At 50.8% G+C, this 23,003-nt stretch carries 18 protein-coding genes and 1 pseudogene; 14 read left to right on the top strand and 5 right to left on the bottom strand.

Annotated elements, in window-relative coordinates; all coding sequences use genetic code 11:
• The first annotated feature begins 3 nt into the window (after nucleotides 1-3).
• Nucleotides 4-894 (top strand): ribokinase, encoded by an 891-nt coding sequence (gene rbsK, locus PEL01S_RS04445; protein WP_127459440.1) that lies wholly within the window; start codon nucleotides 4-6, stop codon nucleotides 892-894.
• A 50-nt stretch (nucleotides 895-944) separates the two neighbouring features.
• Here the strand turns inward: rbsK and PEL01S_RS04440 are convergent, their stop codons facing one another.
• A complete protein-coding gene (locus PEL01S_RS04440; protein WP_127459438.1) occupies nucleotides 945-2,642 on the bottom strand; it encodes a methyl-accepting chemotaxis protein in 1,698 nt (565 codons plus the stop codon).
• Nucleotides 2,643-3,042: 400 nt separating this feature from the next.
• Between PEL01S_RS04440 and essC the strand changes: the two genes are divergently transcribed.
• From essC to PEL01S_RS04405, 7 genes are all read left to right on the top strand, one after another.
• Nucleotides 3,043-7,662 (top strand): type VII secretion protein EssC, encoded by a 4,620-nt coding sequence (gene essC, locus PEL01S_RS04435; RefSeq protein ID WP_127459436.1) that lies wholly within the window; start codon nucleotides 3,043-3,045, stop codon nucleotides 7,660-7,662.
• Nucleotides 7,655-7,906, top strand: coding sequence for a methyltransferase (locus PEL01S_RS04430; RefSeq protein ID WP_127459434.1), 252 nt, complete (start codon nucleotides 7,655-7,657; stop codon nucleotides 7,904-7,906). The genes essC and PEL01S_RS04430 overlap by 8 nt, the downstream gene beginning before the upstream one ends.
• Before the next feature lie 28 nt (nucleotides 7,907-7,934).
• Nucleotides 7,935-8,237 (top strand): WXG100 family type VII secretion target, encoded by a 303-nt coding sequence (locus tag PEL01S_RS04425; protein WP_063188060.1) that lies wholly within the window; start codon nucleotides 7,935-7,937, stop codon nucleotides 8,235-8,237.
• A gap of 26 nt (nucleotides 8,238-8,263) precedes the next feature.
• Nucleotides 8,264-8,566 (top strand): pore-forming ESAT-6 family protein, encoded by a 303-nt coding sequence (locus PEL01S_RS04420; protein WP_127459432.1) that lies wholly within the window; start codon nucleotides 8,264-8,266, stop codon nucleotides 8,564-8,566.
• 82 nt (nucleotides 8,567-8,648) lie between these two features.
• Entirely contained in the window at nucleotides 8,649-8,840 is a 192-nt protein-coding gene (locus PEL01S_RS04415) for a hypothetical protein (RefSeq protein WP_127459431.1), read from the top strand.
• A 52-nt stretch (nucleotides 8,841-8,892) separates the two neighbouring features.
• Nucleotides 8,893-9,675 carry a hypothetical protein gene (locus PEL01S_RS04410; RefSeq protein WP_127459429.1) on the top strand — a complete coding sequence of 261 codons (783 nt, stop codon included), beginning with the start codon at nucleotides 8,893-8,895 and terminating at the stop codon, nucleotides 9,673-9,675.
• A 15-nt stretch (nucleotides 9,676-9,690) separates the two neighbouring features.
• Complete coding sequence (locus PEL01S_RS04405; RefSeq protein WP_163768033.1) at nucleotides 9,691-11,265, top strand: Mbeg1-like protein; 1,575 nt, start codon at nucleotides 9,691-9,693, stop codon at nucleotides 11,263-11,265.
• A gap of 444 nt (nucleotides 11,266-11,709) precedes the next feature.
• On the opposite strand, the gene PEL01S_RS04395 is transcribed toward PEL01S_RS04405, so the two are convergent.
• Together PEL01S_RS04395 and ybiA are read right to left on the bottom strand one after the other, a co-directional pair.
• The gene (locus PEL01S_RS04395; RefSeq protein ID WP_127459423.1) at nucleotides 11,710-12,573 is read right to left on the bottom strand and encodes a TIGR02452 family protein; all 864 of its coding nucleotides are present in this window, start codon (nucleotides 12,571-12,573) and stop codon (nucleotides 11,710-11,712) included.
• 24 nt (nucleotides 12,574-12,597) lie between these two features.
• Nucleotides 12,598-13,089 (bottom strand): riboflavin biosynthesis intermediates N-glycosidase, encoded by a 492-nt coding sequence (gene ybiA, locus PEL01S_RS04390; protein ID WP_127459584.1) that lies wholly within the window; start codon nucleotides 13,087-13,089, stop codon nucleotides 12,598-12,600.
• 461 nt (nucleotides 13,090-13,550) lie between these two features.
• Here ybiA and PEL01S_RS04385 point away from each other — a divergent pair, with 461 nt between their 5' ends.
• From PEL01S_RS04385 to PEL01S_RS04360, 6 genes and pseudogenes are all read left to right on the top strand, one after another.
• On the top strand, nucleotides 13,551-14,816 hold the full coding sequence (locus PEL01S_RS04385) for a class I SAM-dependent methyltransferase (protein ID WP_127459421.1): 1,266 nt from the start codon (nucleotides 13,551-13,553) through the stop codon (nucleotides 14,814-14,816).
• Nucleotides 14,817-14,819: 3 nt separating this feature from the next.
• The gene (locus tag PEL01S_RS04380; protein ID WP_127459419.1) at nucleotides 14,820-17,405 is read left to right on the top strand and encodes a metallophosphoesterase; all 2,586 of its coding nucleotides are present in this window, start codon (nucleotides 14,820-14,822) and stop codon (nucleotides 17,403-17,405) included.
• A gap of 154 nt (nucleotides 17,406-17,559) precedes the next feature.
• Nucleotides 17,560-18,272: pseudogene (locus PEL01S_RS04375) on the top strand (Rpn family recombination-promoting nuclease/putative transposase).
• Nucleotides 18,273-18,448: 176 nt separating this feature from the next.
• The gene (locus PEL01S_RS04370) at nucleotides 18,449-18,904 is read left to right on the top strand and encodes a DIP1984 family protein (protein ID WP_063188076.1); all 456 of its coding nucleotides are present in this window, start codon (nucleotides 18,449-18,451) and stop codon (nucleotides 18,902-18,904) included.
• Nucleotides 18,905-19,383: 479 nt separating this feature from the next.
• The gene (locus tag PEL01S_RS04365) at nucleotides 19,384-19,617 is read left to right on the top strand and encodes a hypothetical protein (protein ID WP_063188078.1); all 234 of its coding nucleotides are present in this window, start codon (nucleotides 19,384-19,386) and stop codon (nucleotides 19,615-19,617) included.
• A gap of 27 nt (nucleotides 19,618-19,644) precedes the next feature.
• Nucleotides 19,645-20,760, top strand: coding sequence for a slipin family protein (locus PEL01S_RS04360; protein ID WP_063188080.1), 1,116 nt, complete (start codon nucleotides 19,645-19,647; stop codon nucleotides 20,758-20,760).
• Between the two features lie 112 nt (nucleotides 20,761-20,872).
• Here the strand turns inward: PEL01S_RS04360 and PEL01S_RS04355 are convergent, their stop codons facing one another.
• Both PEL01S_RS04355 and PEL01S_RS04350 read right to left on the bottom strand, forming a co-directional pair.
• Nucleotides 20,873-21,766 carry a DMT family transporter gene (locus PEL01S_RS04355; RefSeq protein ID WP_063188082.1) on the bottom strand — a complete coding sequence of 298 codons (894 nt, stop codon included), beginning with the start codon at nucleotides 21,764-21,766 and terminating at the stop codon, nucleotides 20,873-20,875.
• Nucleotides 21,767-21,888: 122 nt separating this feature from the next.
• Entirely contained in the window at nucleotides 21,889-22,992 is a 1,104-nt protein-coding gene (locus PEL01S_RS04350; protein ID WP_127459417.1) for a Gfo/Idh/MocA family protein, read from the bottom strand.
• Nucleotides 22,993-23,003: the final 11 nt, after the last annotated feature.

Raw genomic sequence — 23,003 nt, 5'->3', positions numbered from 1 at the left:
CCGATGAAAATTATGGTTGTCGGCAGTGCAAATATGGATATGGTCATGCGGACGAGCCGTCTTCCCGAAATCGGGGAGACGATGCGGGGCGACGGATTTTTCCTCGCTCCCGGCGGCAAAGGGGCCAATCAAGCGGTCGCTTGCGCCAAGATGGGCGCCGAAACGTGGTTTATGGGGAAGGTGGGCGACGATATTTTCGGCCAGTCCCTGATCGATCGGCTTAGCAGCTTCGGCGTGCGCACGGATTTCCTCAAGCGCGAGCAGGATGTGACGACGGGCGTGGCCGCCATCACTGTATGCAACGGAAATAACAGCATCATTCTCGACGGCGGAGCTAACAGCGAAGTCTCCCCCGGCTATATTCGGGGGTACCAGCAGGAGCTGCTTTCGGCTGCGGCCGTCATGCTGCAGCTGGAAATTCCGATGGAGACGGTTTACGAAGTTATTCGTTTGGTGAAAGGCCAAGTGCCGATTTTCCTGAATCCGGCGCCTGCGGTTCCGATCGAGGATGCAGTTTTGCAGGGCGTGGATTATTTTACGCCGAACGAAATCGAGTGCCGCATCTACACGGGGATTGAGATCCGGAGCACCGACGATGCTTTTGAGGCTTTGAACAAGCTGCGGGCCAAAGGGATTCGCTATCCGCTCATTACGCTCGGAGAAAAGGGCATCGTGTACTATAACGGAACGGAGAACGTATACAAGGAAGCTCTCAAGGTTGAAGCCATCGACACGACGGCGGCCGGTGACACGTTCTCCGGCACGCTGGCCGCGATGATCATCGCGGGCAAAAGCATGGACGAAGCGGTGGATATCGCCCAGCGCGCCTCGTCCATTGCAGTGACCCGTTTGGGAGCGCAGGATGCGATCCCTATGTTGTCGGAAGTATTATAGGTTGGCCTAAGCACTTGCTTGCAAAAGCAGGTGCTTTTTTGCGAACAGCTCTACAGCCGGAAGCGACGAATGCTCTCGCGAAGCTCTCCTGCAAGCAGTGTAAGCGACTCCGCGCTGCCGGAGATGCGTTCCATCGACGCGAACTGCTCGTTCGAAGCGGCGGCGACGCTTTCCGTGCTGTCGCTGGAGGTCTGGGCGATCATCGCCGTGGATGTGACCGAGGCGGTAATCTGCTCCGTTGTCGCTGCCATTTCTTCTGCCGTGGCGGACACTTCCTGAATATGTCCGTTCATCTGCTCGATCGAAGCGGCAATGTCCCGGAAGCTGCGGCCCGAGTCGCTCACCAGATGGATGCCTGCCGTGACCTGCTCCGTAACGTCGCGGATCGCTCCGGCCGTTTCTTTCGTTTCCTCTTGAATCAAGCGGATGCGCTGGGTAATATCCTTGGCGGCCGCTTCGGATTGGGTCGCCAGCTTCTTCACCTCGGCGGCGACGACCGCGAAGCCTTTGCCGCTTTCTCCCGCTCTTGCCGCTTCAATCGAAGCGTTCAACGCCAGCAAATTCGTCTGGTAAGCGATCTCGGAGATCAATTTCACAATGCCTCCGATTTCGTCGGACCGTTTGCTCAGCCGTTCCATACGTTCCGAGGTCTGCTTGGTTGTGGTGGAAATGGCGTTCATCTGCTCTTCCGCTTCGTCCATCGACTCCGTGCCTTTTACCGCATTGGCGGCTGTCGTTTGGAACTGCTCCGCCATGTCCGAGGTTGCCTCCGAAATCCGGCCGATCCCTGCGGCCATTTCTTCCATGACGACGGCGGTTTCTTTCGAGGTCGTCAGCTGTGCCTGCGCTCCTCCGGCAACCTGCCGCGAGGCGTCGGCAATCTGCTGCGCGGCGATCGTCGTCTGACTGGCATCGGCTGCCAGCGAATCGGCCAGCTGCGTGACCTGGTGCGAAGCTTCCGAAGAGCGGCTGATCGCCGTATGTAGCTCGCGGACCATGCGGTTCAGGGCGTCGGCCAGCTGGCCGGTTTCATCGCGGCTTTTCACGGATAAAGGCTGAACGGTCAAGTCGCCGTCTGCGACCCGTACGATACTGCCGGTGACCAGACGCAGCGGGCGGGCGATCAGGAGAAGGAACAACACACTGATTCCGAAGGCGACAGCCACGCTGGCCCCAAGAATGACATAAACCCATATTAAGCTATCCTTATACGCTTTTTTTGCTTCCAGTGCGGAGGTTTCAGCCTGCTTGTGGTTCCATTCGACCAGACTGGTCAAATGCTTCTGCATTTCGTCGAAAATACGGTGGCCGGCATCGATCAGGATCATGGCTTGCTGGGGATTGCTGCGGCTGGTGACTAACGTTCGTTGCGTGTTCTTTTTGAATTCGTCCCAGCTTCCCTTGAAGGAAGCAAAGTTGCTTCGTTCTTCGTCGGCTGTGATCTGGGACTCGTACTGCTGCACCGTCGATTCGACTAAGGAGTAGCTTGCGCCGATTTCATCCTCGAGGGTTTTGCGCACTGCCGCATCGGTACTGTCTTTGTGGCGGAACACCAGATTAAGCACATGCTCTGTCTCAAAATAAATCCGGTTGATCTCTTTCACCTTTGGCATCGAGTTTTCGGTAACCTGCTCAACGCGGTTTTGGATAAACATCATTCGGTTTAAAGCAAGAACGGCGGTGATGGTAGTAAGAAGCAACATGGTAATGAATCCCAAAGCAAGCTTTCTACTGACAGTCCAGCGCATCGTACGAGCCCCCTCGGCTATGCTATTTTTATATTGGATATGGTTTTCAGAATAAAATCAATTCGACAATCCAATGGTAAATTCCTTCTTATTCCAACTGGTGTGGTGGAAGAAATTTCGGGAAATGTGGAGAAGAAAGCATACGCTGCTCATGCTATTTTTGTAAGTAATTGTAATTCAATTTTAAGTGAATTGGAAATGATTTGTTGAAATTTACCGAATAAAAATATCTATTGCAGAATTTGGGAGAAAATGATATTATACAACCAATGATCGAAAGCGGAAGCACCGCCTTATTCATGTGTATTTAGCCATGGATAGGGCGGTTTTTTTGTGCTCAAAAATAGAAAATTTTGTAAATCTTTGTCTGATTATCTCGTCGAAAGAAGGAGAGTGACCCATGCAGCTATCCTTGCTGAAGGAAAATGAAATCCATTCATGCGTACTGCCTGACAAGAAGTCCGGGCAGTATTGGGTCACTCAAACGAACCTTCTGGGGTATGAGGAACGGGTGATCGGGGTCGAAGGCGTGGACGGCCAATGGATTCTCAAGTCGAATCAGCATGCGGTCGTCCTGGATGCGGGCAGCCGCAAAGTAAAGGAGCTTACCGTCGAGCCCCTGACCATCTATAGCGTCCTTCTGAAGAAAACGGATGAAATTGCGATTCTTTTTGCCGAACCGGTATCTGCCGATCGAAAAATATTTCGAAGGTATAGCTTGCCCAGTAGAGGGAAAATAAAGATCGGCCGTGCAGACGGCTGCGAAATTAGGTATGCGAATAGGTACACGTCCTCCGTTCATGCGGAGCTGTTCGTTTCCGAAACGTCCATAACCATCCGGGATACGGGCAGCTCGAACGGAACGTTTGTGAACGGGAAGCGGGCGACGGAGCAAATCCTTAAACCGGGAGATGTGCTCTATATCATCGGCTTGAAGATTATTGTCGGCAGCGGTTTTATTGCTATGAACAATCCGGACGGCCAGGTGAGCTGTAATCCCGATGTTCTCAGACCAAGCGTTAAACCGCATCCTGCGGTTCCAAATACGGAGGATGAAATCGATGAAGAGGTGCCGGAAGGCGATTTGTTTTACCGTTCTCCAAGGTTTATCAAGGAAGTCGACCGTGTCGAGATCAAGATCGATGCTCCGCCGCCCCAGATAAATCTGGAACAAACTCCGCTTATGCTCATGCTCGGTCCGTCCATTACGATGGGCATGGCTTCCTTGTTCACCGGGTTGTATTCTCTACACAACGTGCTGCAATCCAACGGCAAAATCATGAATGCGATGCCTACCCTTGTCATGTCCTTCAGCGTCCTGCTGGGTACGATTCTATGGCCCGTTTTGACGAGACGGCACGAAGCTAAGAAGAGGCTCAAGCAGGAGAGCATGCGGCAGGAAAAATACAAGCTATATATTCAAGAGGTTCGAGAGAAGATACGGAATGCCGGGGAAAGCCAGCGCCAAGTTTTGCATGAAAATCTGATTACTCTGGAGGAGTGCGTTTCGCGAATCAAGCTGCGCAAGCGGACCCTATGGGAGCGGACCCGCAGACAAAACGATTTTTTGAAGGTACGCCTGGGACTAGGTAATCTGCCGCTTCAGGTTGTGCTGAAATTTCCGGAGAGAAGATTTTCCCTCGAAGATGACGGGCTTCAAGAGGAACTGTATCAGCTCATGGAAGAGCCGAAAATGGTGGAGCAGGTTCCAATACCACTTTCGCTAACGGAAGATTGGATTAGCGGGATGATCGGTACGAGAGCTGAAGTTATTGTTGCGGCTAAAGGGCTGATTATTCAGCTTGCGGCGCTCCATAGCTATGATGAATTAAAGCTTGTTTTTATCTATGACAAGAAGGAAAGCAAAACGTGGGAGTTCGTAAAGTGGCTGCCTCACGTTTGGAGCGACGATAAGTCCATCCGATTTATCGCGACGGAGCCGGGCGAGGTAAAGGAGCTTTCGGTCTTTTTCGAAAAAGAAATTGCCGGAAGAGAGCGCATCGTTTCGGAGGAAGAGCTTAAAGAGGTTATGCCGCATTACGTCGTCTTCGCGATCGACAAAAGCTTGGCCGGCAAGGCGGAGATGATGAGTGGTATAAGGAAGCACAAAAACAATATAGGCCTTAGCGTGATCCATCTTTACGACGAACTGAAAAACTTGCCCAAAGAGTGCTCGCTGGCCGTGGAGTTTGAAGGAAAGCATTCGAAAATATATGACAAGGACGACACCTCCGGGAAGTATATTGCGTTTCAGCCTCATCCGTATACCATTCAGGACGAGCTCCAGCTTGCCGTGCAACTGGCCAATATTCAACTGGATACTTTGGGAGCGGGCTATACGCTGCCTGCCATGCTGACGTTTCTCGATTTGTTCGATGTTGGCAAGGTCGAGCATCTGAATGCGCTGACGAGGTGGCGGGATCATGATCCTACCTTATCCCTCCAAACTCCGATCGGGGTAGATACGACCGGCGAACGGTTTTATCTGGACTTGCATGAGAAATACCACGGTCCGCATGGCTTGATTGCGGGGATGACGGGTTCCGGGAAAAGCGAATTTATTATGACGTTCATTCTTTCGTTAGCCGTAAACTATCATCCGGATGAGGTCGCTTTTATTCTGATCGACTACAAAGGCGGCGGTATGGCCGGTGCATTTGCGAGTTTGCCTCATCTGGCGGGAACGATTACGAACTTGGACGGCGCGGCGGTTAAGCGGTCCTTGGTCTCGATCCAGAGCGAGCTAAAGCGAAGACAAGCGATCTTTAGCGAAACGAGCAAGCGGTTGAACATGAGCAACATGGATATCTACAAATATCAGAGGCTGTTCCGGGACGGGAAAGTGATGGAGCCGCTGCAGCACTTGTTTATCGTATCGGACGAGTTCGCGGAACTAAAGACGCAGCAGCCTGAGTTCATGGAGCAGCTCGTTAGCGCGGCGCGTATCGGCAGAAGCTTGGGCATTCACTTGATCTTGGCAACCCAGAAGCCATCTGGAGTGGTGGATGATCAGATTTGGAGCAATAGCAAGTTTCGCATTTGTCTTAAGGTGCAAGAGAAGGCCGACAGTATGGACGTGATCAAAAGGCCGGATGCGGCCGGGCTGTCCGTCACTGGGCGGTTCTACGTCCAGGTTGGTTTCAACGAGCTGTTCGAGCTTGGTCAATCCGCTTGGGGTGGGGCGCCTTATTACCCGACGGATCGGGTTGAGAAAGCCAAGGATAAGAGCGTGACCGTCATCGACAACCTGGGACGTATCGTGAAACAAGTCAAAATCGATAAACGCAAGACGCGGTTCCATAACCCGGCCAAGCAATTGGATGAGGTGAATCGCTATTTGGCAGCTATCGCCAAAGAAGAAGGCATTGGCGTCCGTCCGCTCTGGCTGGACCCGCTTCCGGAGTTCATTTATCTTGACGAGCTCAGGGAGAGACATCCGGTTTCGCAACAAGCCCGTGGTGTACTGAATCCAGTGATTGGCCAAGTGGATGACCCTGCCAACCAGCGACAGTTTGAGATGACCTTTCCGTTGTCCAAGGAAGGAAATGCGGTTATTTACGGTGCGGCGGGAAGCGGGAAAACGACCTTTTTGACCACGTTACTGTACTCGCTAATGGAGGAGCATACGCCGTCCGAGCTCCATGTATATATTTTAGATTTCGCTTCCGAGACCTTGCGCGCCTTCTCCAAAGCGCCGCATGTGGGCGATGTCGTGCTCTCGCATGAAGCGGAGAAAGTCAATAATTTGTTCAAGATGCTTTATCAAGAGACCGCGGACCGGAAAAAGCGGTTCGCAGACTATGGCGGCGATTACCAGTCCTACATGAGATCGGCACAGACTGCCGTTCCTTCCATTGTCGTTGTCGTTCATAACTACTCGGCGTTCGCGGAGTTATTCGAGGACAAGGAAGAAGCGATGGCCTATCTAACGAGGGAAGGCTCGAAATACGGGATTTACTTTGTCTTGTCCGCATTGAATACGGGCGCGGTCCGGTACCGGGTTTTGCAAAATTTTAAGCAGTTGTACGTGCTGCAGCTTAACGATGCCGCCGACTATTCCAGTGTGCTCGGTCATGTAGAAGGTGTCTACCCCTCCAAGTTTAAGGGGAGAGGCATTATGAAATCCGATCGGGTATATGAATTTCAAATCGCGCACACGCATTGCGATGTGGAAAACCGCTTCGAGCATATTCGCAAGTATGGCGAAAAGTACGCCGCCAGATGGACGGAGCCGGTCGCAAGAAGAATTCCGATTCTGCCTGAGCTTATTGATGTGAATTTCTTGATGGACGAGATCAAGCACGGCAGGATCGGGAAAATTCCGGTGGGCGTGGAGAAGAACAGTCTGCAGACAGCTTGCTTTCACTTTGACCAGCATTACATCCAGCTTATATTGTCTCAAAATAACGACAATGCGGGCTTTATCCAAGGGCTGGCCGAGGTCCTGGCGGCTAAAGGGGAAGCCGAAGTTGCCGTCATCGATCCGGACAACAAGCTGGTGGATGACGAGTTCAAAACCTATACCCATTATGGAAATCCAACGGATTGGGACCAAGTTGTTGCACAGTTATTTAGCACCCTCGTCCACCGCAACAATACGTACAAGGATACGATGGCCACCGGCGAACCGGCTCCGGTTTTTGCCAAACAGACTTGGATCGTCCACTCCCTGACTAGCTTAAACTCACGAATTTCCGAGGATTCCAAGGATAAGCTCCGGGTTCTTCTGGAGAAAGGCGAGACGATGTATCAGGTAAATTTCATTATCTGTGAACGCGTTTCGTCGATTTCGTCCATTTCCTATGAACCTTGGTTTAAGGCAAAAGTGGTCCTCAATGAGGGGATTTGGCTGGGGAACGGCATAGCGGATCAATATCAGCTCAAGATCGGAAAGCTCACCAGCGAGCTGTACCAGGATATTGGAGACGACTTCGGCTATATCGTGATAAACGGAAAGCCGGTCCTTATGAAGCTGGTGATTTCGCCCTTGCATCTCAAGGAGGACGATTCCGATGGATAAAATACTGGTTGAAGTATTTGTACCGGCTCTAGCCAGAACCTATGACGTATACATCCCTCTCACGACCAGGCTTTGGGAGGTCGAGACGTTATTAACGGGGGCGATCGCCGAGTTATCCAACGGTTATTTTGCTCCGACCCGCGATACGGTTTTATGCGAGAGAACAAGCGGTTCCGTTTTGGATATTGGCATGTCAGCTCAAGAATCGGGACTTCATCACGGTTCCCGGCTGATGTTAATATAAAACCTTTATTACCGAGAGGAGAATTAGCATGGCAAGAAAAATTGTCGTAGATCCCGCTAGGCTGGAAGCCGCAGCTAAAAACATGGATGGGCATGCCGCCGAATATCAGCGTTTGTACGATCAGCTCTTTAACGAAGTTAAGGCCATGGGCAACGCGTGGAAGGGGCAGGATAACGTCGCTTATACGACGCAAATCGAAGGATTCCGCGACGATTTTGAAAATATGAAAAAGCTGATGGAGCAATATTCCGAGTTTTTAAAGCATAGCGCCCAAACGTATCGGACGACGCAAACCGAAATTGCGAATTCCGCCAAAAAATTAGCGAACTAATTATCCCTTTAAGGAGGCCAACGACAATGTCTATCGAAGGAATCAGCATATCTACTGCAGAGGTAACGCAAACCGCGGCAACGATCCGAACACTGAACAGCAGCTTGACCGCCAAGCTCGAAGAAATCAAGAAAGAAATGAACGGCTTGACGAGCTCTTGGGATAGCGATGCCTCCCGAACCATCCAGGACAAATTCAACGGGAATGCCCAAAAGTTTAGCGATTATCGGGCGGTTGTGGACTCTTATGCGGCTTTTTTGGATAATACGGTTTCGAATTACGATGCAACCGAAACGACCATTAACAGCAACGCCAGCCAATTCAAATAATACATGATCCGGGTGTGGAGGGTGACAGGAGTTTCTGTCGCTCTCCGTCGTCTACAATCTAGGAGTATGAAGAGGGATGCGCATGAACGCGGCAGCAGATCGGGAAGCAACCGCCATTATTGAAGAGCTCAACAGAATCAGACGGGAATTGGAAAGCGTTGCGCTGGAATTAAAAGGGTTGAAAGGAATTAGCATTGACTATTGCTCCAGAAGATTGACACAAATTTCAAGTGAGTACAGCGAGGTCGTTCAAATGCTGTATCGATTGAGATAAGGGGAAACAATACGTCTTCAATTTTGTTTTTATGGAGGGTACGGAACGGGAAATGAATTTCAATGGAAGGCTGGTGCTTCGAATCGTGATGCTGCTATCGCTTGTAACGGTTATGGGCTGCGGTCAGAAGTACAAGGACGCAGAAGACAAAATGGCGCGGTATTTAAATGAAAAGTATGGCGAAGAGTTCGTGGTTGAAAACGTCGGAGGCGGATATGGGTCAGGGATATTTTCAACCGATACGATCAAAGCGGAGGCGTATCCCCCAAATTCCCCAAGGCATCGGTTCAGAGCGGAGATTACAAAAGATTTTAGCAAAGTATGGGACAACTATATGAACATGATCATGGCCGACAAGTTCGATGAAAAGATGATCAAGATATCTCAAGAAGTTTTTGAGCAGAAGGACATCTGGGTTAAGACAAATCTGGATTCGGGCGGCTTATCTTTTCCGGCACGTGATTTGAATGACAAAAATATGAGTATCGAAGATTACTTTAAGGCCGAAGCGATTAATGGACTAGCCGTTGATCTGTTTATTAAAAGCGAACCCGATATCGACAAGGAACGCCAAGCGGAAAAAGTAGACCAATTGGTAGACAGAATATTGGCCTTAGATGAATTTAAACATGGGTTTATTTCGGTATTTTATTTAAAACCGTCGGTTTATGAGCATGTCAGCACGGAGTTTTATACAGTGGGCGAAGCACTTCATTATTACACTCGGAAAGAAATGAGTTATACGCATACGTTTGCCAAAATTTTCGATGCAAAAAAGGTGTATTCCGTCCAAGAGATTTTGAGTCATTTTGACTGGGAGTATAAGGAGTCATAAGGAAGGGGGATACCATTGACCGCGAACATTACCGAGGCAGATAAAGTGATACTTTCAGAACTGGTGTACTTGAATATAAAAAATCATGCGGATCTAAACAAAAGCTTGCTTTCCGGGGCGCTTACCGTAGGTGAACTCGTAAACACCTACAAGCAAGAACTGGAATCATCATTTAAAGATGTTGAAAACCATTTTAAAACAAAAGAACAGTTTGAAGCATTTAAACACGCAATCGAAAGTTTATCTCAGGATTCTTCGAAATATGATCGTTGGAAAATAAGCCATATCGATGACGATAATGCGGTAACAGGATTCGTGGCGTACACGTTCGAGCCGGAGCCTGGACAAGCGGTGTTTGCCTTCCGGGGAAGCGAAGATATTGCCAAAAAAGAGTTTCGGAACGATTGGAAAAATAATGCGTCGACTTCGTATGAAGAGGAAAGCGTCCAGCAGCATAAAGCCAGATTGTACATGGAATCACAGGCGAAGCTGTACAACAATATCACGGTAACGGGTCATTCTCTCGGGGGGAACCTAGCGCTATATGCAACCCTAACGGCGCCTGGTGAAATCCAACAAAAAATAGTCAACTGTGCTACGTTTAACGCCCCTGGCTTCAACAAGGAATTTACCATGACCTATCAACATTCAATCCAGCATATGAGGGGGAAAATTCAGGAATTTCAGAACCGATACGATTCCGTGTCTTCCCTTTTCTATAATCCGACCAAGCCAATCATGATCGAAACTTCAGCCAAAAAAGGAACGCTACCTGATTTATTCAATATGGATCATCATGCCCTAAAGCATCTTGTGAACGACAATGGTACTTTAACAAGGGACAATGTCCAAAGCAAAGCTTTTGAATATCGAATGCTATCCAATCTTACGCAAGGGATTCAAAAGCTGCCTAACCCGATGTTGTACGAAACGGTGGAGCTCATTTTTGCCGTGTGGAACGGCGATATCGATACGGTTCAGCTACTGAAGACGGCAGGTGCTTTAGCCGTCACCAATGTTCCCCAAACCATGATTACCGTAGGAGCGATGCTCAAAGCTGTAGAAATTACGTTTGTAGCTACCGCGTTTGTAACAGTTGCCCAGATTGCTGCCGAAGTAGTGGATGAGAAGATCGTTCAGTTCAAAACGTGGGTGACGCGCAAGTTCGACGATCTATTTGAACAGGCCGGACTTGGAGCCGTCCTGAAAGAGAGGTTTCACGACTTTAAGCAGCGGGTATATGCTGAAGTGCATGATATCGTCAGCAGGGTTTCGAAGTTCGTCAAGGATTCCTGGCATACGTGGAAACCATCCGGAGTACAACAAGAGGATATTCGCGTGAACATGATGGAGCTCCGAAATTTGGCTTCCCGCTTACAAGCGGTTCAGAGCCAGATCGTCCATGTAGACCGCAGACTCGATACGCTGGCAAGTCTTGTAGACTGGCAGCAGCGCATATCGGTAACTTGGATCGACTACAAGGTAGGCTATAACCAGGATTTGAGAAGATGCATCGATTATTTACACCGTGCGGCAGACGAGCTTGAACAATGCGAGCGCACGATCACGCAAAAAGTGTATGCGTTTTAAATCGTATGCAGCAAAGCGCCAACACTTCCCGAGCCGACGCTTTCGCTTACTTCCTTCTATAAGATTTGAACCAATCTAGAATGACTTCATTGTGAGACATTTGTCTGTCCCGGGGCCACGGAGAAGTTTCCCATTCATGGATGGCCTGCTGCCGTGTTTTGAAAAATCTGTAGTCGCAAATGATCCAAGAGCAAAATAGTTTTCGGTACCATTTTCCATTCTGCATGTCATAGGCATAACGGCGCACCGCTTTACTGGCTTGCTGCTTGGCCCAACGTGTACCAGGTGTGTAGTGATCGTTCCATACGGGGGACTTTTTTACACTTCGGCTCAATAACCTCTAACCTCCTTCAGGGAAGTTAGAGGCCGTCCAATGTTTTCATCCATTCACCCCATTTTATGGTATCTCACCTAAATAAACGATCATCATTGAAAAAAAAGTTGCTATGGCTCCAATGCCATTTTGAATTCATTCAACGTCCGCTTGTCTGCCGAGTTATCCAGGATGGCGAAGACGATGTGGTCAAACCAGGCGGCACGACCTTCGTCGATGAGCGCTTGCTTGAAAAGGCGGGCGATATCCTTCGGGTTATTCCGAAAGACGCCGCATCCGTAGGCGCCGAGAATCATGGCGCGCTGTCCGTGGGCAGCCGCAACCGCTAAAATGAAACGAATCCGCTCCAGCATGACTGTATCGATCTTTGCCGTATTTTCCGGTTCGCGCTCCCGTACAACCCCGGCATTTACCGCAGGAGCAGTGATCATGGAAACCAAGTAAGGCTCCGGCAGGAGGCTGCCGCGATCCTCCCGGAATACCGGCACTTTCGGAGAGTAGATCATATAGTCGGAATAAAAGCAGGTTTTGAGGCCCCGGTTATGGTCGTACATTTCGGACATCTGGGAAATGCACGGATACAAGGCGGAAGAGCGGGCCAGACTCTCTTCCTGCGCCTGACTTCCCCCGAGGAAGCCTCCTCCGGGATTTTTGGCGGAAGCGAAATTCAGACAAACGGTCTCCGTGACCCTTTCTAGCGCTACGAGTCGTTGTGCCGCAGCCAAGGTCGATTCGTTCGTCACCTCAATGTGAGGCGTGATCCCTATGCGATCGTTGACGGTACTTGCTTCCTTCAACATATTCGGCAGTTGATCGGGCGCATAAAGGACGGACTTCGCAACGGCTGTCTCCACTTCGTCCCGGATTGTTATTTGTGTCCCGGAGGGGCTGGTGTAGAAGCCTTGCTCCAAAATATCTAAGGTTTCTTTGGCGATCTTGGATCTAATTTCTCTGTTATGGGTAGATGCGTTCATATTTATTCACTCCGTTCCTTCTGTTCAGGTTGCTTCTTGATTTTCCTTCAGCAGGTTCTCGCGCAGCTGCGTCAAAATATGCCCCAGCGCATTTTTGCCCTGCCAGGTTTTTCGGTTTCGAATCCTCGGGTCGTCTTCGGATAGCCCTACTCCCCAGATCTGGTCCGTAGGACTTGCTTCAACCAAGGTTGTTCCTTTCGTCTGAAGCAGTCGCTCCAGCAGGTGCGGATTCTGCGTAAATTTCGCATAGTTGCCGTCGTAAACAAATTTCTTTCCGTAGTTGTCCCATTGATCTTTGTCAAAGTTCCGGACCAAGCGGCCCAGCTTCTTTTGCTCGCTAGGCGTCGTGGCCTTCAATATTTTATCTGCCGTCTCTTGATCCCCGAACAGCATCGCCTTTTGATACATCATGTACTGCTCTGCGCAGTTAAACTCCACTCCATTCACGATAAATCGTGAAGGATGCCATTGAGAAAAGGGGGACTCAGTACGGTAAAAAAACGTAAATTTCTCTATCATTATCAGCTCTCGCTTTCACTTTAAGATTTGACTGTTGCCGGCACTTCGATATTAGCTAATTGATAATATCATAATGACATTATATAACGACAGCGGCATCCTTTGTCAACATCAAGTCGAAAAAATGTTAAAACCTAGAGATTTTCTTGACAAAATATGGACCGCCGCGTATGATTTCACTAACTATTGTCGAAGGAGGTTGGATGAGGGTGCTTAAGAATCAAAAGTTTTATTTCAGTTCCAATAACACGACCAGTGCAACACATTTCATCAACAGCATATGCAGCAGTGTACCCTCATCGGCCTTACCGGTCTGTCTTTAAGTGAAGCTTTATGCCGACTTCAAGCAAGTTGACATCAGGCTCGTTTATCCAATCCGGCCATGGACCTCTGAGTCCGTGGTCTTTTTTGTGTTTAACTACGACCGGACACAATTTCATTCCAAGGGGAAGATGCAGATGGCGATCATTCAAGTGAGATCCACGAACCCGAAGCTTTCGTTTATTATCAAAAAAAATCCGGAGTCCGGCATGATTCTCCGCTCGATCCGCAAGGGGATAGCTTACGGCTGGTACACGGACGACTTTACCTACAACGTGTATTTTAAGGATGCCGACAATGAGATTTCCTATAAGCAGCACGAGCATGAGGATTTTGAATATTTGAACGTATCCCGCTATAATACGCCGTTATTTCCGCTGAATGCGCTGAACGAATTTTTTTCCGCGCCGCTGAAAACGCAGGACGAGCAGGACGTCGAAGGCTACGAGCATTCGTTCCATATCAACATGATTCATATCGAGCTGGTGCGCTACATCGAGTTTTTTGAGAAGCATTTGACCGATTTTACGTTTGAGATCAAGCATCACGCTCACAAAAGCTACTCGCTCACGATTACGACGCGCAAAAGCCTTCATCATCTGCTGCATGTCGTAAGCGTGCTGTGCTTGTTCCTGTCCATGTTCGGCAACGAAAACATCGATATTTCCGATAGCATCCTGGACAAATACATCAAGAGCATTCAAGCAATTGACGCGCCGTTCTACATCCGCAGCTTGTTTGTCCGGAATTTCTTGTCCTCCAGGGACCGGTTCAAAAAATACAAAGGCGAGCTTGAGAAAACAAGCCGGTACGCCATTCGATTCGATTACGGAGGTACTGCCCTTCAACGTCGAAACTATATCGCCGGCGCTCTGCCTTTTAATAAATCGATCTTGGACGTTGGCTGCGGGGAAGGCTTCTATGCGCTTCCTTTTGCCGCGAAGATCGAGGACAGCTACTACGCTATCGATATCGACGAGCAACTGCTGGAGTCGGTCAGCCGCAAGGCTCAGGCACGGGAGCTCGACAATCTGATCACGTTTCGTTCGATCGATCATTTCTTGGAGGAGTACAACGGCGAACAGGTCGATGTCATCCTGACGGAAGTGATCGAGCATATGAGTCAAGACGAGGCGAAGGCACTGATTCAACGGATCTGCAAGCAGGTGGATTTCGAGCATTTTATTATTACGACGCCGAACTCGGACTTCAATCCGTTCTACGAATTGAGCGGGTTCCGGCACGACGACCACAAGTGGGAGATGGGGCAGCAGGAATTCCAAGCGTGGTTTCTGGAGATCATCCGGGAAACGGGCCTGCACCATGAATTCGTCTCCGTCGGAGACGGGGTCAACAGCATCCAGACGACGCAAGGCGTCATTCTCAAGAAAAAGGGGGCCTAGCCAATGGAGATCCAAACGAAGGTTCATACCATTTTTATGATGATCGGATCGACGGAATGCGGGAAAACGACGTTCGCCAACGAAGTGCTGATTCCCGGGCTGCGGTTCGAGGACGAGTCGAAACCTTTTAAAGCCAACATCCAATATCTTTCTTCCGACAGCATCCGCCAAGAGGTGCTTGGCTTTGCCTACGATAAATACGACCAATTGATGCTGGAGGCGAGCGGGCAGGCGTTTCATCTGTTGTTCGAGAAGCTGAAGATGGTGACCTCGTATCCCGTCAATGCGGAATTCGTGATCGTGGATACGACCGGTTTGTCGGAGGACTTCCGGGCGAAGGTTCGCGAGATTGCCCATGAGAATAACTATAACCTGGAGGTCATCCTGTTCGATTACCGCAAGCGGGAGGATTACTACGCTTCCGAGCGGTCGAAGAAACTGATCACCAGTCACATTAACCGGCTGCGCAAAGACGTGCTCGGTTCGCTGGCCAAGGAAAAGTACGCCAGAATTCATAAGGTGCGCGCCAAAGATTTTTACTCCGTAACGGAGCAGCGGGCCAATCCGGATTACAGAGTCGTCATTGAAGATCAAGAGGAATACTTGTCGACCATTCTTCCGCAGGACCAGAAGGTTATTATCGTCGGCGACGTTCATGAGTGTGTCGATGCGCTGCAAGGTTTGCTGCTGAGCTACGGCTACCAGATCGAAGCGGGGAAGCTGACCGTAACGGATAAGGTGCGGAATACGAAGGTGCTGCTAGCCGGCGACTGGATCGACAAAGGGAAGCGTACCAAAGAGATCGTGGAGTTTTTGTACGATAATCAGGAGCATTTCTTATTCGTTCTCGGGAATCATGAGAATTTCGTCTATAAATATTTGCGAGGCGAAATTCAGGGGGCCGATTCGGAGCTGCTTCGCACGTATTTCGACTCGACGGAAGTGCTGCGCAGCGATGCGGAGCTGCTGGAGAAGTTCAATCATCTCGTTTCTATCTCGAAGCCGTTTTACCGGTCGGTTGGTACGAAGGGAGCGTCCTTCTACGTGACTCATGCGCCATGCCGGAACAAATATATCGGGAAGCTGGATGCGAATTCGATGCGTCATCAGCGCAGTTTCCGTATCAACCGGGAGGCACAGCTGGAGGAGCAACTGGCTTTTCTTAACGAAGAAGCGGCGAAAAATCATCCGTACCACGTGTTCGGGCACATTGCGGCGAAGCAGGCATTCCGGATCAAAAGCAAGCTTCACCTCGATACGGGATGCGTGCACGGGAACGTGCTGACCTCGGTCAGCATTTCGTTCAAGCCTTTCTTTAAAGCCTACAAGTCCGGGCAAGCGGTCATGACGGATGAGCTTCCGACCTTGTTCCGGGAAGAGAGAAAGGTTTCCGTACAGGAGCTGGGCGACGAGGAAATTCGTAGACTGCGTTATGTGTCGCGGAATAAGATCAACTTTATCTCGGGAACGATGTCCCCGGCCGATAAGGACGTGGCTGCAGGCGAGCTGGAATCTTTGCAGCGCGGATTGGATTATTTTGCCGATCGCGGAGTCCGTCAGGTGGTGCTGCAACCGAAATATATGGGCTCCCGGTGCAACATTTATTTGCATAAGGACCGGGAGCAGTGCTTTGCCGTCAGCCGTAACGGGTACAAGATCAATCAGGTGGATCTGACTGGCATTTACGATAGGCTGCTGCAAAAATTCGGCGGATACATAGAGCAGAACGGCGTCTCTATGCTGCTGTTGGACGGGGAGCTGATGCCGTGGAAGGCGCTCGGGGACGGACTCATCGAGCGGCAGTTTAAGCCGATCGAGAAGGCATTGGAGAGCGAGTTGGATTTTCTGAAGCGCAACGGTTTTGAACAAGCTTTCGGCAAGCTGACGGAGGAGTACCGCGCCAGCGGGTTTGAAAAAGACCAGTTCCATCTCTCCAAAGCCGCCCTAAGCGACAAATACGGGGCAAGCGTGTATCAAAACTATAAGTATGTTCACGACATTTTGGAGACGTACGTGCCGCTGGAGGAGCATGAGGCCGCCTATGGAACGTATAGGAAGCAGTTGGAGTTGTATGCGGAGGATGGGGAACTGGAGTACAAGCCTTTTGCGTTGTTGAAAGTGGTATACGATAGCGGCGAGGAGTGGCTGCCGGATTGGAGCACTTCCGAGATGTACCGTTTCCTGTCGGATGACGAGTTTATTATGCTGGACCTGTCCGAGCCGGAAAGCCGCAAGAAGGCGGAGCAGTACTTTGCGACGTTAACTATCGGGAAGCATATGGAAGGCGTCGTGATCAAGCCGGAGGTCGTGGAAGGCCGCTCGGTCCCATATATGAAGGTCCGCAATCCGGAGTATTTATCGATCATCTACGGATACGATTACCGCTTCCCGCACAAGTACGGCAAGCTGATGAGGCAGAAAAACATTCACTCGAAGCTTCGCACTTCGATAAACGAATATCGACTCGGTAGCCAAATGCTTTCCGTGCGGTTCGATGAAATCGCGCCGGACCATGAGGCGTATAACGAAATCGTCGCGAATCTGCTGTTTGAAGTGGCCCGGGAGAAAGAAATCGATCCCAGGCTGTAAGGGAGGGATTTCGGCTTCGGCAAGCTTGTGTGACGGCGGGTTATAAGGCATTCCTCGCGGTCCGTAGGCTGCTTATCTGTCTATATTGTGCCCCTTTTGTGGTATAATGGGAGTAGAAAACCGGGGCGTAGAGCAAGCCATTGGAGCTGAGAAAATGACTGAACTGTTGGAACCGTCCGTTGATTTCGTGTTCAAACAAATCTTCGGCAGCGAAGAAAACAAAGACGAAGTGCTGTTGAATTTTTTGAACGAAGCGCTGCGGGAAACCGAGCCGAAGCCGTTCGTCAGCCTGACCTTGCTCAATCCGCAGCTGGATAAAAATGCGCTGACCAGCAGTTGGGGGAAGGCCAGTTTTACAAAAGCTTGAAGAAGGTCATCTCGATCAATATCTTGACCTTCAATCAAATCCCGAACGATCGGTTTCACAACGTCTATCACCTGCGTGAAGATCACACGAGCGAGCTGCTGCTTGACGATATCGAAATTCATTTTATGGAGCTGCCGAAGCTTAGTTTGAAGCCGCATAAGATGGACGATCGGCTGGTGAATTGGCTGATGTTCATAGACGGCGCACCCAAAGAGCGATGGGAGGATCTTGCAATGGATACACCTGGGCTGAAAAAGGCGATGACGACGCTGGAATTTTTAAGTCAGAATAAAGAAGCGCGGGCATTGTATGAGATGCGGAAAAAGGCACTGCTCGACGAGCAATCCGCGCTGGACTATGCGGAATCGCGGGGAAGGGCGGAAAGAGACAAGGAGATTGCGACAAATATGCTGCAGAAAGGCTTGCCTTCCTCTCTGATTGCCGAAGTAACGGGCTTATCGGAGCCGGAGATCGAAGCGTTGAATAAAAAACTGCATTAGAATCGAGTATTTATTTTGCATAATGACAAGATCGGAGTAGCTGCTCCGGTCTTTTTTCTTTTTCATGCAAAACTTTCCACCCATCGTAATACTTTCGCCATGTTCGTTTCGCCGCAAATCAGCGAAGATAGGATACACAAAGGCGCTGCCATCCTAAAGATTAAAAAGGTGATAACATGAAATTAGCCGAAGCTTTAATGAATAGAGCCGATTGCCAAAAGCGCATCGAACAATTGAAAGTCCGCTTGAACCGCAGTGCGAAGGTGCAGGAAGGAGAGCATCCGCCGGAGGACCCGAAGGACTTGTTCCAAGAAATGAACGACACGCTGCAAGAGCTGGAATCCTTGATGACCGCGATCAACCGGACGAACGCCCAGACGGTGTTGCACGACGGGGTTACCCTTGCCGATGCTTTGACGAAGCGGGATATTCTGGGGATTCGCCGAACGATGATCCAAGAGGTCATTAATGCCGCTGCCATTAAGCAGGACCGGTACAGCAGATCGGAAGTGAAATTCATTCCGATGGTTCAGATTGCCGAGCTGCAGAAGCAGGTCGACCAGTACTCGAAAGCTTACCGGGAGCTGGATACCGGCATTCAGGAAATGAACTGGAAAACCGAGCTGCTGTAAGCAACGATCATCCGTGTTAGTTGGTAGCCTTTTGTCTGAAGGCGAGCACCACCCACCAACTGGGCAAGTTGGACTCCTTGGTGGATGTGAGGGGCCATGTCCGCAGGTTCGATTCCTGCACTGACGATTTAAGCCCAGAACTTCTTACAAGCGTACCAGTTCTTGTAACTGTAACGACCGGGTGCTGATTCAGACAAAGCGGCGAGGGCGGGAATGGGGAACTAACGATGATACGCGTCTGAGACGCTCTATCATACATTTAGGTTGATGTACGGAAGGCGTACCGAGGCAGGGATTTCCTACAATCCCGCAGTGCCCGCGCATCCTATGCGCCGGTATCCTGTACGGCCGATCCGGCATGAATCTGCCATTATTTTGGGTTCGAATCCCAAATCGTGTGGGACGATTAAGCTCCGTGGGGAGCACTCGACTTTCAATCGAGCGAAAATGACATGCTGTGACTTTCAGAGGAATTCTCAGTGGCTTCCACAGCACACTGCGTCCGGGCTTTGCAATCCGCGGATACCGGACGGAGCAACCGGAAAGGCAACCGCCAAGGGGACATCGAACGGGAGAACGGCTGCAATGGAGCCGATCCGAAGTTCGTCAGCTCCAAGGCCGGAAGCCCCGGCTCCTCCGTTCTTAAGCGGGATTCCGTCAGGGGCGCAGGAGGGTTCCTTTCGCAGGTCACCAACCAAGGAAAGGCAGCTTAGTGATGAGCTGATGAAGGAGGATTTACTATGTTTAAAAAAGTAACCATTCAAACCGACGAGCGTGGCTTGCTGTTCCGCAAAGGCAGCTACGATAAATATTTGCAGCCCGGCACGTATCGCCTTTCGTCTTTTTCAGATGAGACGGTCGTCGTTCTCAATATAACGAAGCCTTTTGCGGTGGAGGGGAAGGACTTGCAGTTGTTCCTCCACGATGACCAGCTCTTGCGGGAGCTGGATGTCATTGAGGTGCAGGACCACGAATATGTGCTGCATTACGAGGATGGCAAATTCGCCGGACTGCTGACGGCCGGAAGATATGTGTTCTGGAACATTTTGAAGAAGCACGCTTATGTCCGGGTGGACATTCGTCAGCCCGAGCTGCCTGCGGAGGTCGATCTGGCGGTCCGGCCCAGACTGATGGCGTATTGCCAGACGTTCGAGGTGGCGAGCTACGAATCGGGCGTGCTGTTCTATAACCACGTGATGCAAAAAGAACTCAAGCCCGGCAAATATTATTTTTGGAAAGGACCTACCGCCGTCACCGTGAAGACTGTTGACCTGCGCCAGCAGCAAATGGACATGACCGGCCAAGAGATGATGACCGAGGACAAAGTGACCTTGCGGCTCAATTTTGTCTGCCAGTACAAAATCGTGAACCCTCTGCGCGCGCTCGAGATCAAATCGTTCGAGGATCAGATGTATATCCAGTTGCAGCTCATTTTGCGGGAATATATCGGCACCTTGAAGCTGGACGATCTGCTGAAAATGAAGCAGGAAATCGCGGCGTTCGTGCTGTCCCGGTTGAACGAGAAGAGCGAGGATTACGGCGTCGCCTTCGTATCGGCCGGTGTGAAGGATATTATCCTGCCCGGCGATATCAAGGACATCTTGAACACAGTGCTCCTGGCCGAGAAAAAGGCTCAGGCCAACCTGATCACCCGCCGCGAGGAAACGGCATCGACGCGCAGCCTGCTCAATACCGCCAAGCTGATGGACGAGAACCAGACGCTGTACCGGTTGAAGGAGCTAGAGTTCCTCGAAAAAATTTGCGAGAAGATCGGCACGATCTCGCTCACTGGCGGCGGCAATCTGCTGGAGCAGTTGAACTCGCTGCTGGGGGACAAGAGCGCAGGGAAAGCATAATCGATAGGTTTATAAATCGGGTCGCTTCGGCGGCCTTCTTTTTAAATTGGATATATGAATCAATCCGGCAGGAAGTTAGCAGCCAATTTCTGCCGGATTTGTTTTGCTGCCGCTAAAAGTGTTCATGCACACCGCTTTCACGTTTCCATTGTGCAACGGCAATGCCCGCGAGGATGAACCCGACACCTATCGATTGCAATAGCGAGATCGGTTCGGCAAAGGCGAGCCAGGCCAGCAAAACCGACACCGGAAGCTGCACCGAACCAAGCAGCGTCGCAAGTCCGGTGCTGATCCTCGGCGCTCCGAACATAAAGCACAGCGTCGGGACGAACATACCCAACAGCCCGATGGCAAGAGCCAGCGGCCAAAATCCGTTCCACGTTACCTCGGTCACTACGAACACAGGAGGAAATAGGAGCAGCACGAGTAATAACGCGCCCGTTGCCATAAGTGGCCCCCGCAGCCATGGGTTTACTTCCGTGGCGACTTTGCCGCTGGCATACAGCGTACCGGCATGAGAGAAGGCCGAACCGATGCCGAGTACGATCCCCAGCGGCGATAATTGCGCCAATTGGCCGTCAAGCACGCCAGCGGCGCATATCGCGCCGATCATCGAGACAGAGACGGAGAGCAGCGACCTGCGATCCGGTATGACCCGTTGAAACAGCCACTCGTATAAGACTCCGATCCAAACGAATTGAAACAGCAAGACGACGGCGACCGAAACCGGAACGATTTGCATGCAAGCCGTGTATAACGACCCGGTCACGCCCATAAGCGTGCCGAGGGCCATTAATTTGAACATCGCCGCCAGCGACGGCTTTCGAATTTGCCGGCGTTTCCATATGGCGACGCCCCACAGCAAAATCGTGCCGACGACGAATTGCGCGCCGCTGATCGTCCTCGGATCAAGCCCGTAAGAGTACCCGATTTTGATAAAGGCCGCAAGTATCCCGTAACATACCGCTCCGGTCAGAACCAGAGCTACCGACCGCCGCTGCGACATTAAAATCATCCTCTCTATAAGATAGCAAGCAAAAAGGCAGACCTTCCGCCGGAGCAACCGGGGGAAAGCCTGCCCTACCGCACTCTTACCCGTGCAAACCGTATCCAGCCGGCTGCCGAAGCTTAGCCGTTCAACGCATTTTTCGGCAGATCGGTCGGTAATGCAGCCGGTTGTTTGCAACTGCTTGCGACATGGTAATGCTCGCCTCGTTCGGAGGACAGATGGAAGCCGTGCATCAATTCCAGCACATGATAAGCCAAATCTCCGTTGGCGCGGTGCTCTCTTCCGTTGATCAACGCATACGCCATATCCATGACGCCCAGCCCCCGGCTGTTTTCCGTGAACCCGTGCGTCAACGGGATTTCCATAAATTCGGTTTGATTATGCCGTTTGATATAGACCGGGCCGTCGAACGTATTGGGGTCCGGGACAATCAGCGTGCCGGTCGAGCCGTAAATCTCGATGTGCGGGAGCTTCGTCCCCCAGATGTCTACGCTCGTAATGATCGTGCCTACCGCGCCGTTCTCGAAATCGATCGTTCCTGCGATATGCGTCGGAACCTCGACCGGAATTTTTTTGCCGTAATCGATGTCGTTCGTGATCGTTCTTTCCGGATAGGTCATTTGCGCCGAACCGGATACGCGGCGGACCGGACCGATGAGATGAATGAGTGCCGTTAAATAATACGGTCCCATGTCGAACATTGGCCCTGCGCCGACTTGGTATAGAAATCCCGGATTCGGATGCCAGCTTTCGGGTCCGGAGCCCATCATAAAGGCCGTGGCCGCGATCGGCTTCCCGATCCAGCCGTCATCGATCAGCTTGCGGCAGGTTTGAATGCCCCCACCGAGGAACGTATCGGGCGCCGAACCGACCAGCAGGTTTTTCCGTTTAGCCACAGCCAGTATGGTTTGACCGTCTTCCAAGCGGATTGCGAGCGGCTTTTCCCCGTACGTATGTTTACCGGCTTCGAGCGCCCGAAGATGAATCTCCGCATGCGCGGCTGGAATCGTCAGGTTGATAACGATTTCAATCTCCGGGTCGGCCAGCAGCTCGTCGACCGTGCAGGCTTTCGGAACGCCGAATTCTTCCGCTCTTGCTCTCGCCCTGTCTAGGTCAAGGTCAGAGCATGCAACGATATCCAGGATGTCGAACTTTTTCCCCGCTTCAAAATAAATCGGGCTAATGTTGCCGCAGCCGATAATGCCCACTTTGACTTTTCTCACTCTGGATTCCT

Origin of the sequence: Paenibacillus elgii NBRC 100335 (genome assembly GCF_004000865.1) — a bacterium.
GTDB lineage: Bacteria > Bacillota > Bacilli > Paenibacillales > NBRC-103111 > Paenibacillus_G > Paenibacillus_G elgii.
This window is presented reverse-complemented; position numbering and strand designations above follow the sequence as displayed.

What these genes read in the sequence shown, in the direction of transcription:
- essC (WP_127459436.1), top strand. Translation starts at nt 3,043, where the DNA reads ATGCAGCTATCCTTGCTGAAGGAAAATGAAATCCATTCATGCGTACTG.
- PEL01S_RS04370 (WP_063188076.1), top strand. Translation starts at nt 18,449, where the DNA reads ATGAAATTAGCCGAAGCTTTAATGAATAGAGCCGATTGCCAAAAGCGC.
- PEL01S_RS04415 (WP_127459431.1), top strand. Translation starts at nt 8,649, where the DNA reads ATGAACGCGGCAGCAGATCGGGAAGCAACCGCCATTATTGAAGAGCTC.
- PEL01S_RS04380 (WP_127459419.1), top strand. Translation starts at nt 14,820, where the DNA reads ATGGAGATCCAAACGAAGGTTCATACCATTTTTATGATGATCGGATCG.
- PEL01S_RS04355 (WP_063188082.1), bottom strand. Translation starts at nt 21,766, where the DNA reads ATGTCGCAGCGGCGGTCGGTAGCTCTGGTTCTGACCGGAGCGGTATGT.
- PEL01S_RS04395 (WP_127459423.1), bottom strand. Translation starts at nt 12,573, where the DNA reads ATGAACGCATCTACCCATAACAGAGAAATTAGATCCAAGATCGCCAAA.
- PEL01S_RS04425 (WP_063188060.1), top strand. Translation starts at nt 7,935, where the DNA reads ATGGCAAGAAAAATTGTCGTAGATCCCGCTAGGCTGGAAGCCGCAGCT.
- PEL01S_RS04430 (WP_127459434.1), top strand. Translation starts at nt 7,655, where the DNA reads ATGGATAAAATACTGGTTGAAGTATTTGTACCGGCTCTAGCCAGAACC.
- PEL01S_RS04360 (WP_063188080.1), top strand. Translation starts at nt 19,645, where the DNA reads ATGTTTAAAAAAGTAACCATTCAAACCGACGAGCGTGGCTTGCTGTTC.
- rbsK (WP_127459440.1), top strand. Translation starts at nt 4, where the DNA reads ATGAAAATTATGGTTGTCGGCAGTGCAAATATGGATATGGTCATGCGG.
- PEL01S_RS04385 (WP_127459421.1), top strand. Translation starts at nt 13,551, where the DNA reads ATGGCGATCATTCAAGTGAGATCCACGAACCCGAAGCTTTCGTTTATT.
- PEL01S_RS04420 (WP_127459432.1), top strand. Translation starts at nt 8,264, where the DNA reads ATGTCTATCGAAGGAATCAGCATATCTACTGCAGAGGTAACGCAAACC.
- PEL01S_RS04440 (WP_127459438.1), bottom strand. Translation starts at nt 2,642, where the DNA reads ATGCGCTGGACTGTCAGTAGAAAGCTTGCTTTGGGATTCATTACCATG.
- PEL01S_RS04410 (WP_127459429.1), top strand. Translation starts at nt 8,893, where the DNA reads ATGAATTTCAATGGAAGGCTGGTGCTTCGAATCGTGATGCTGCTATCG.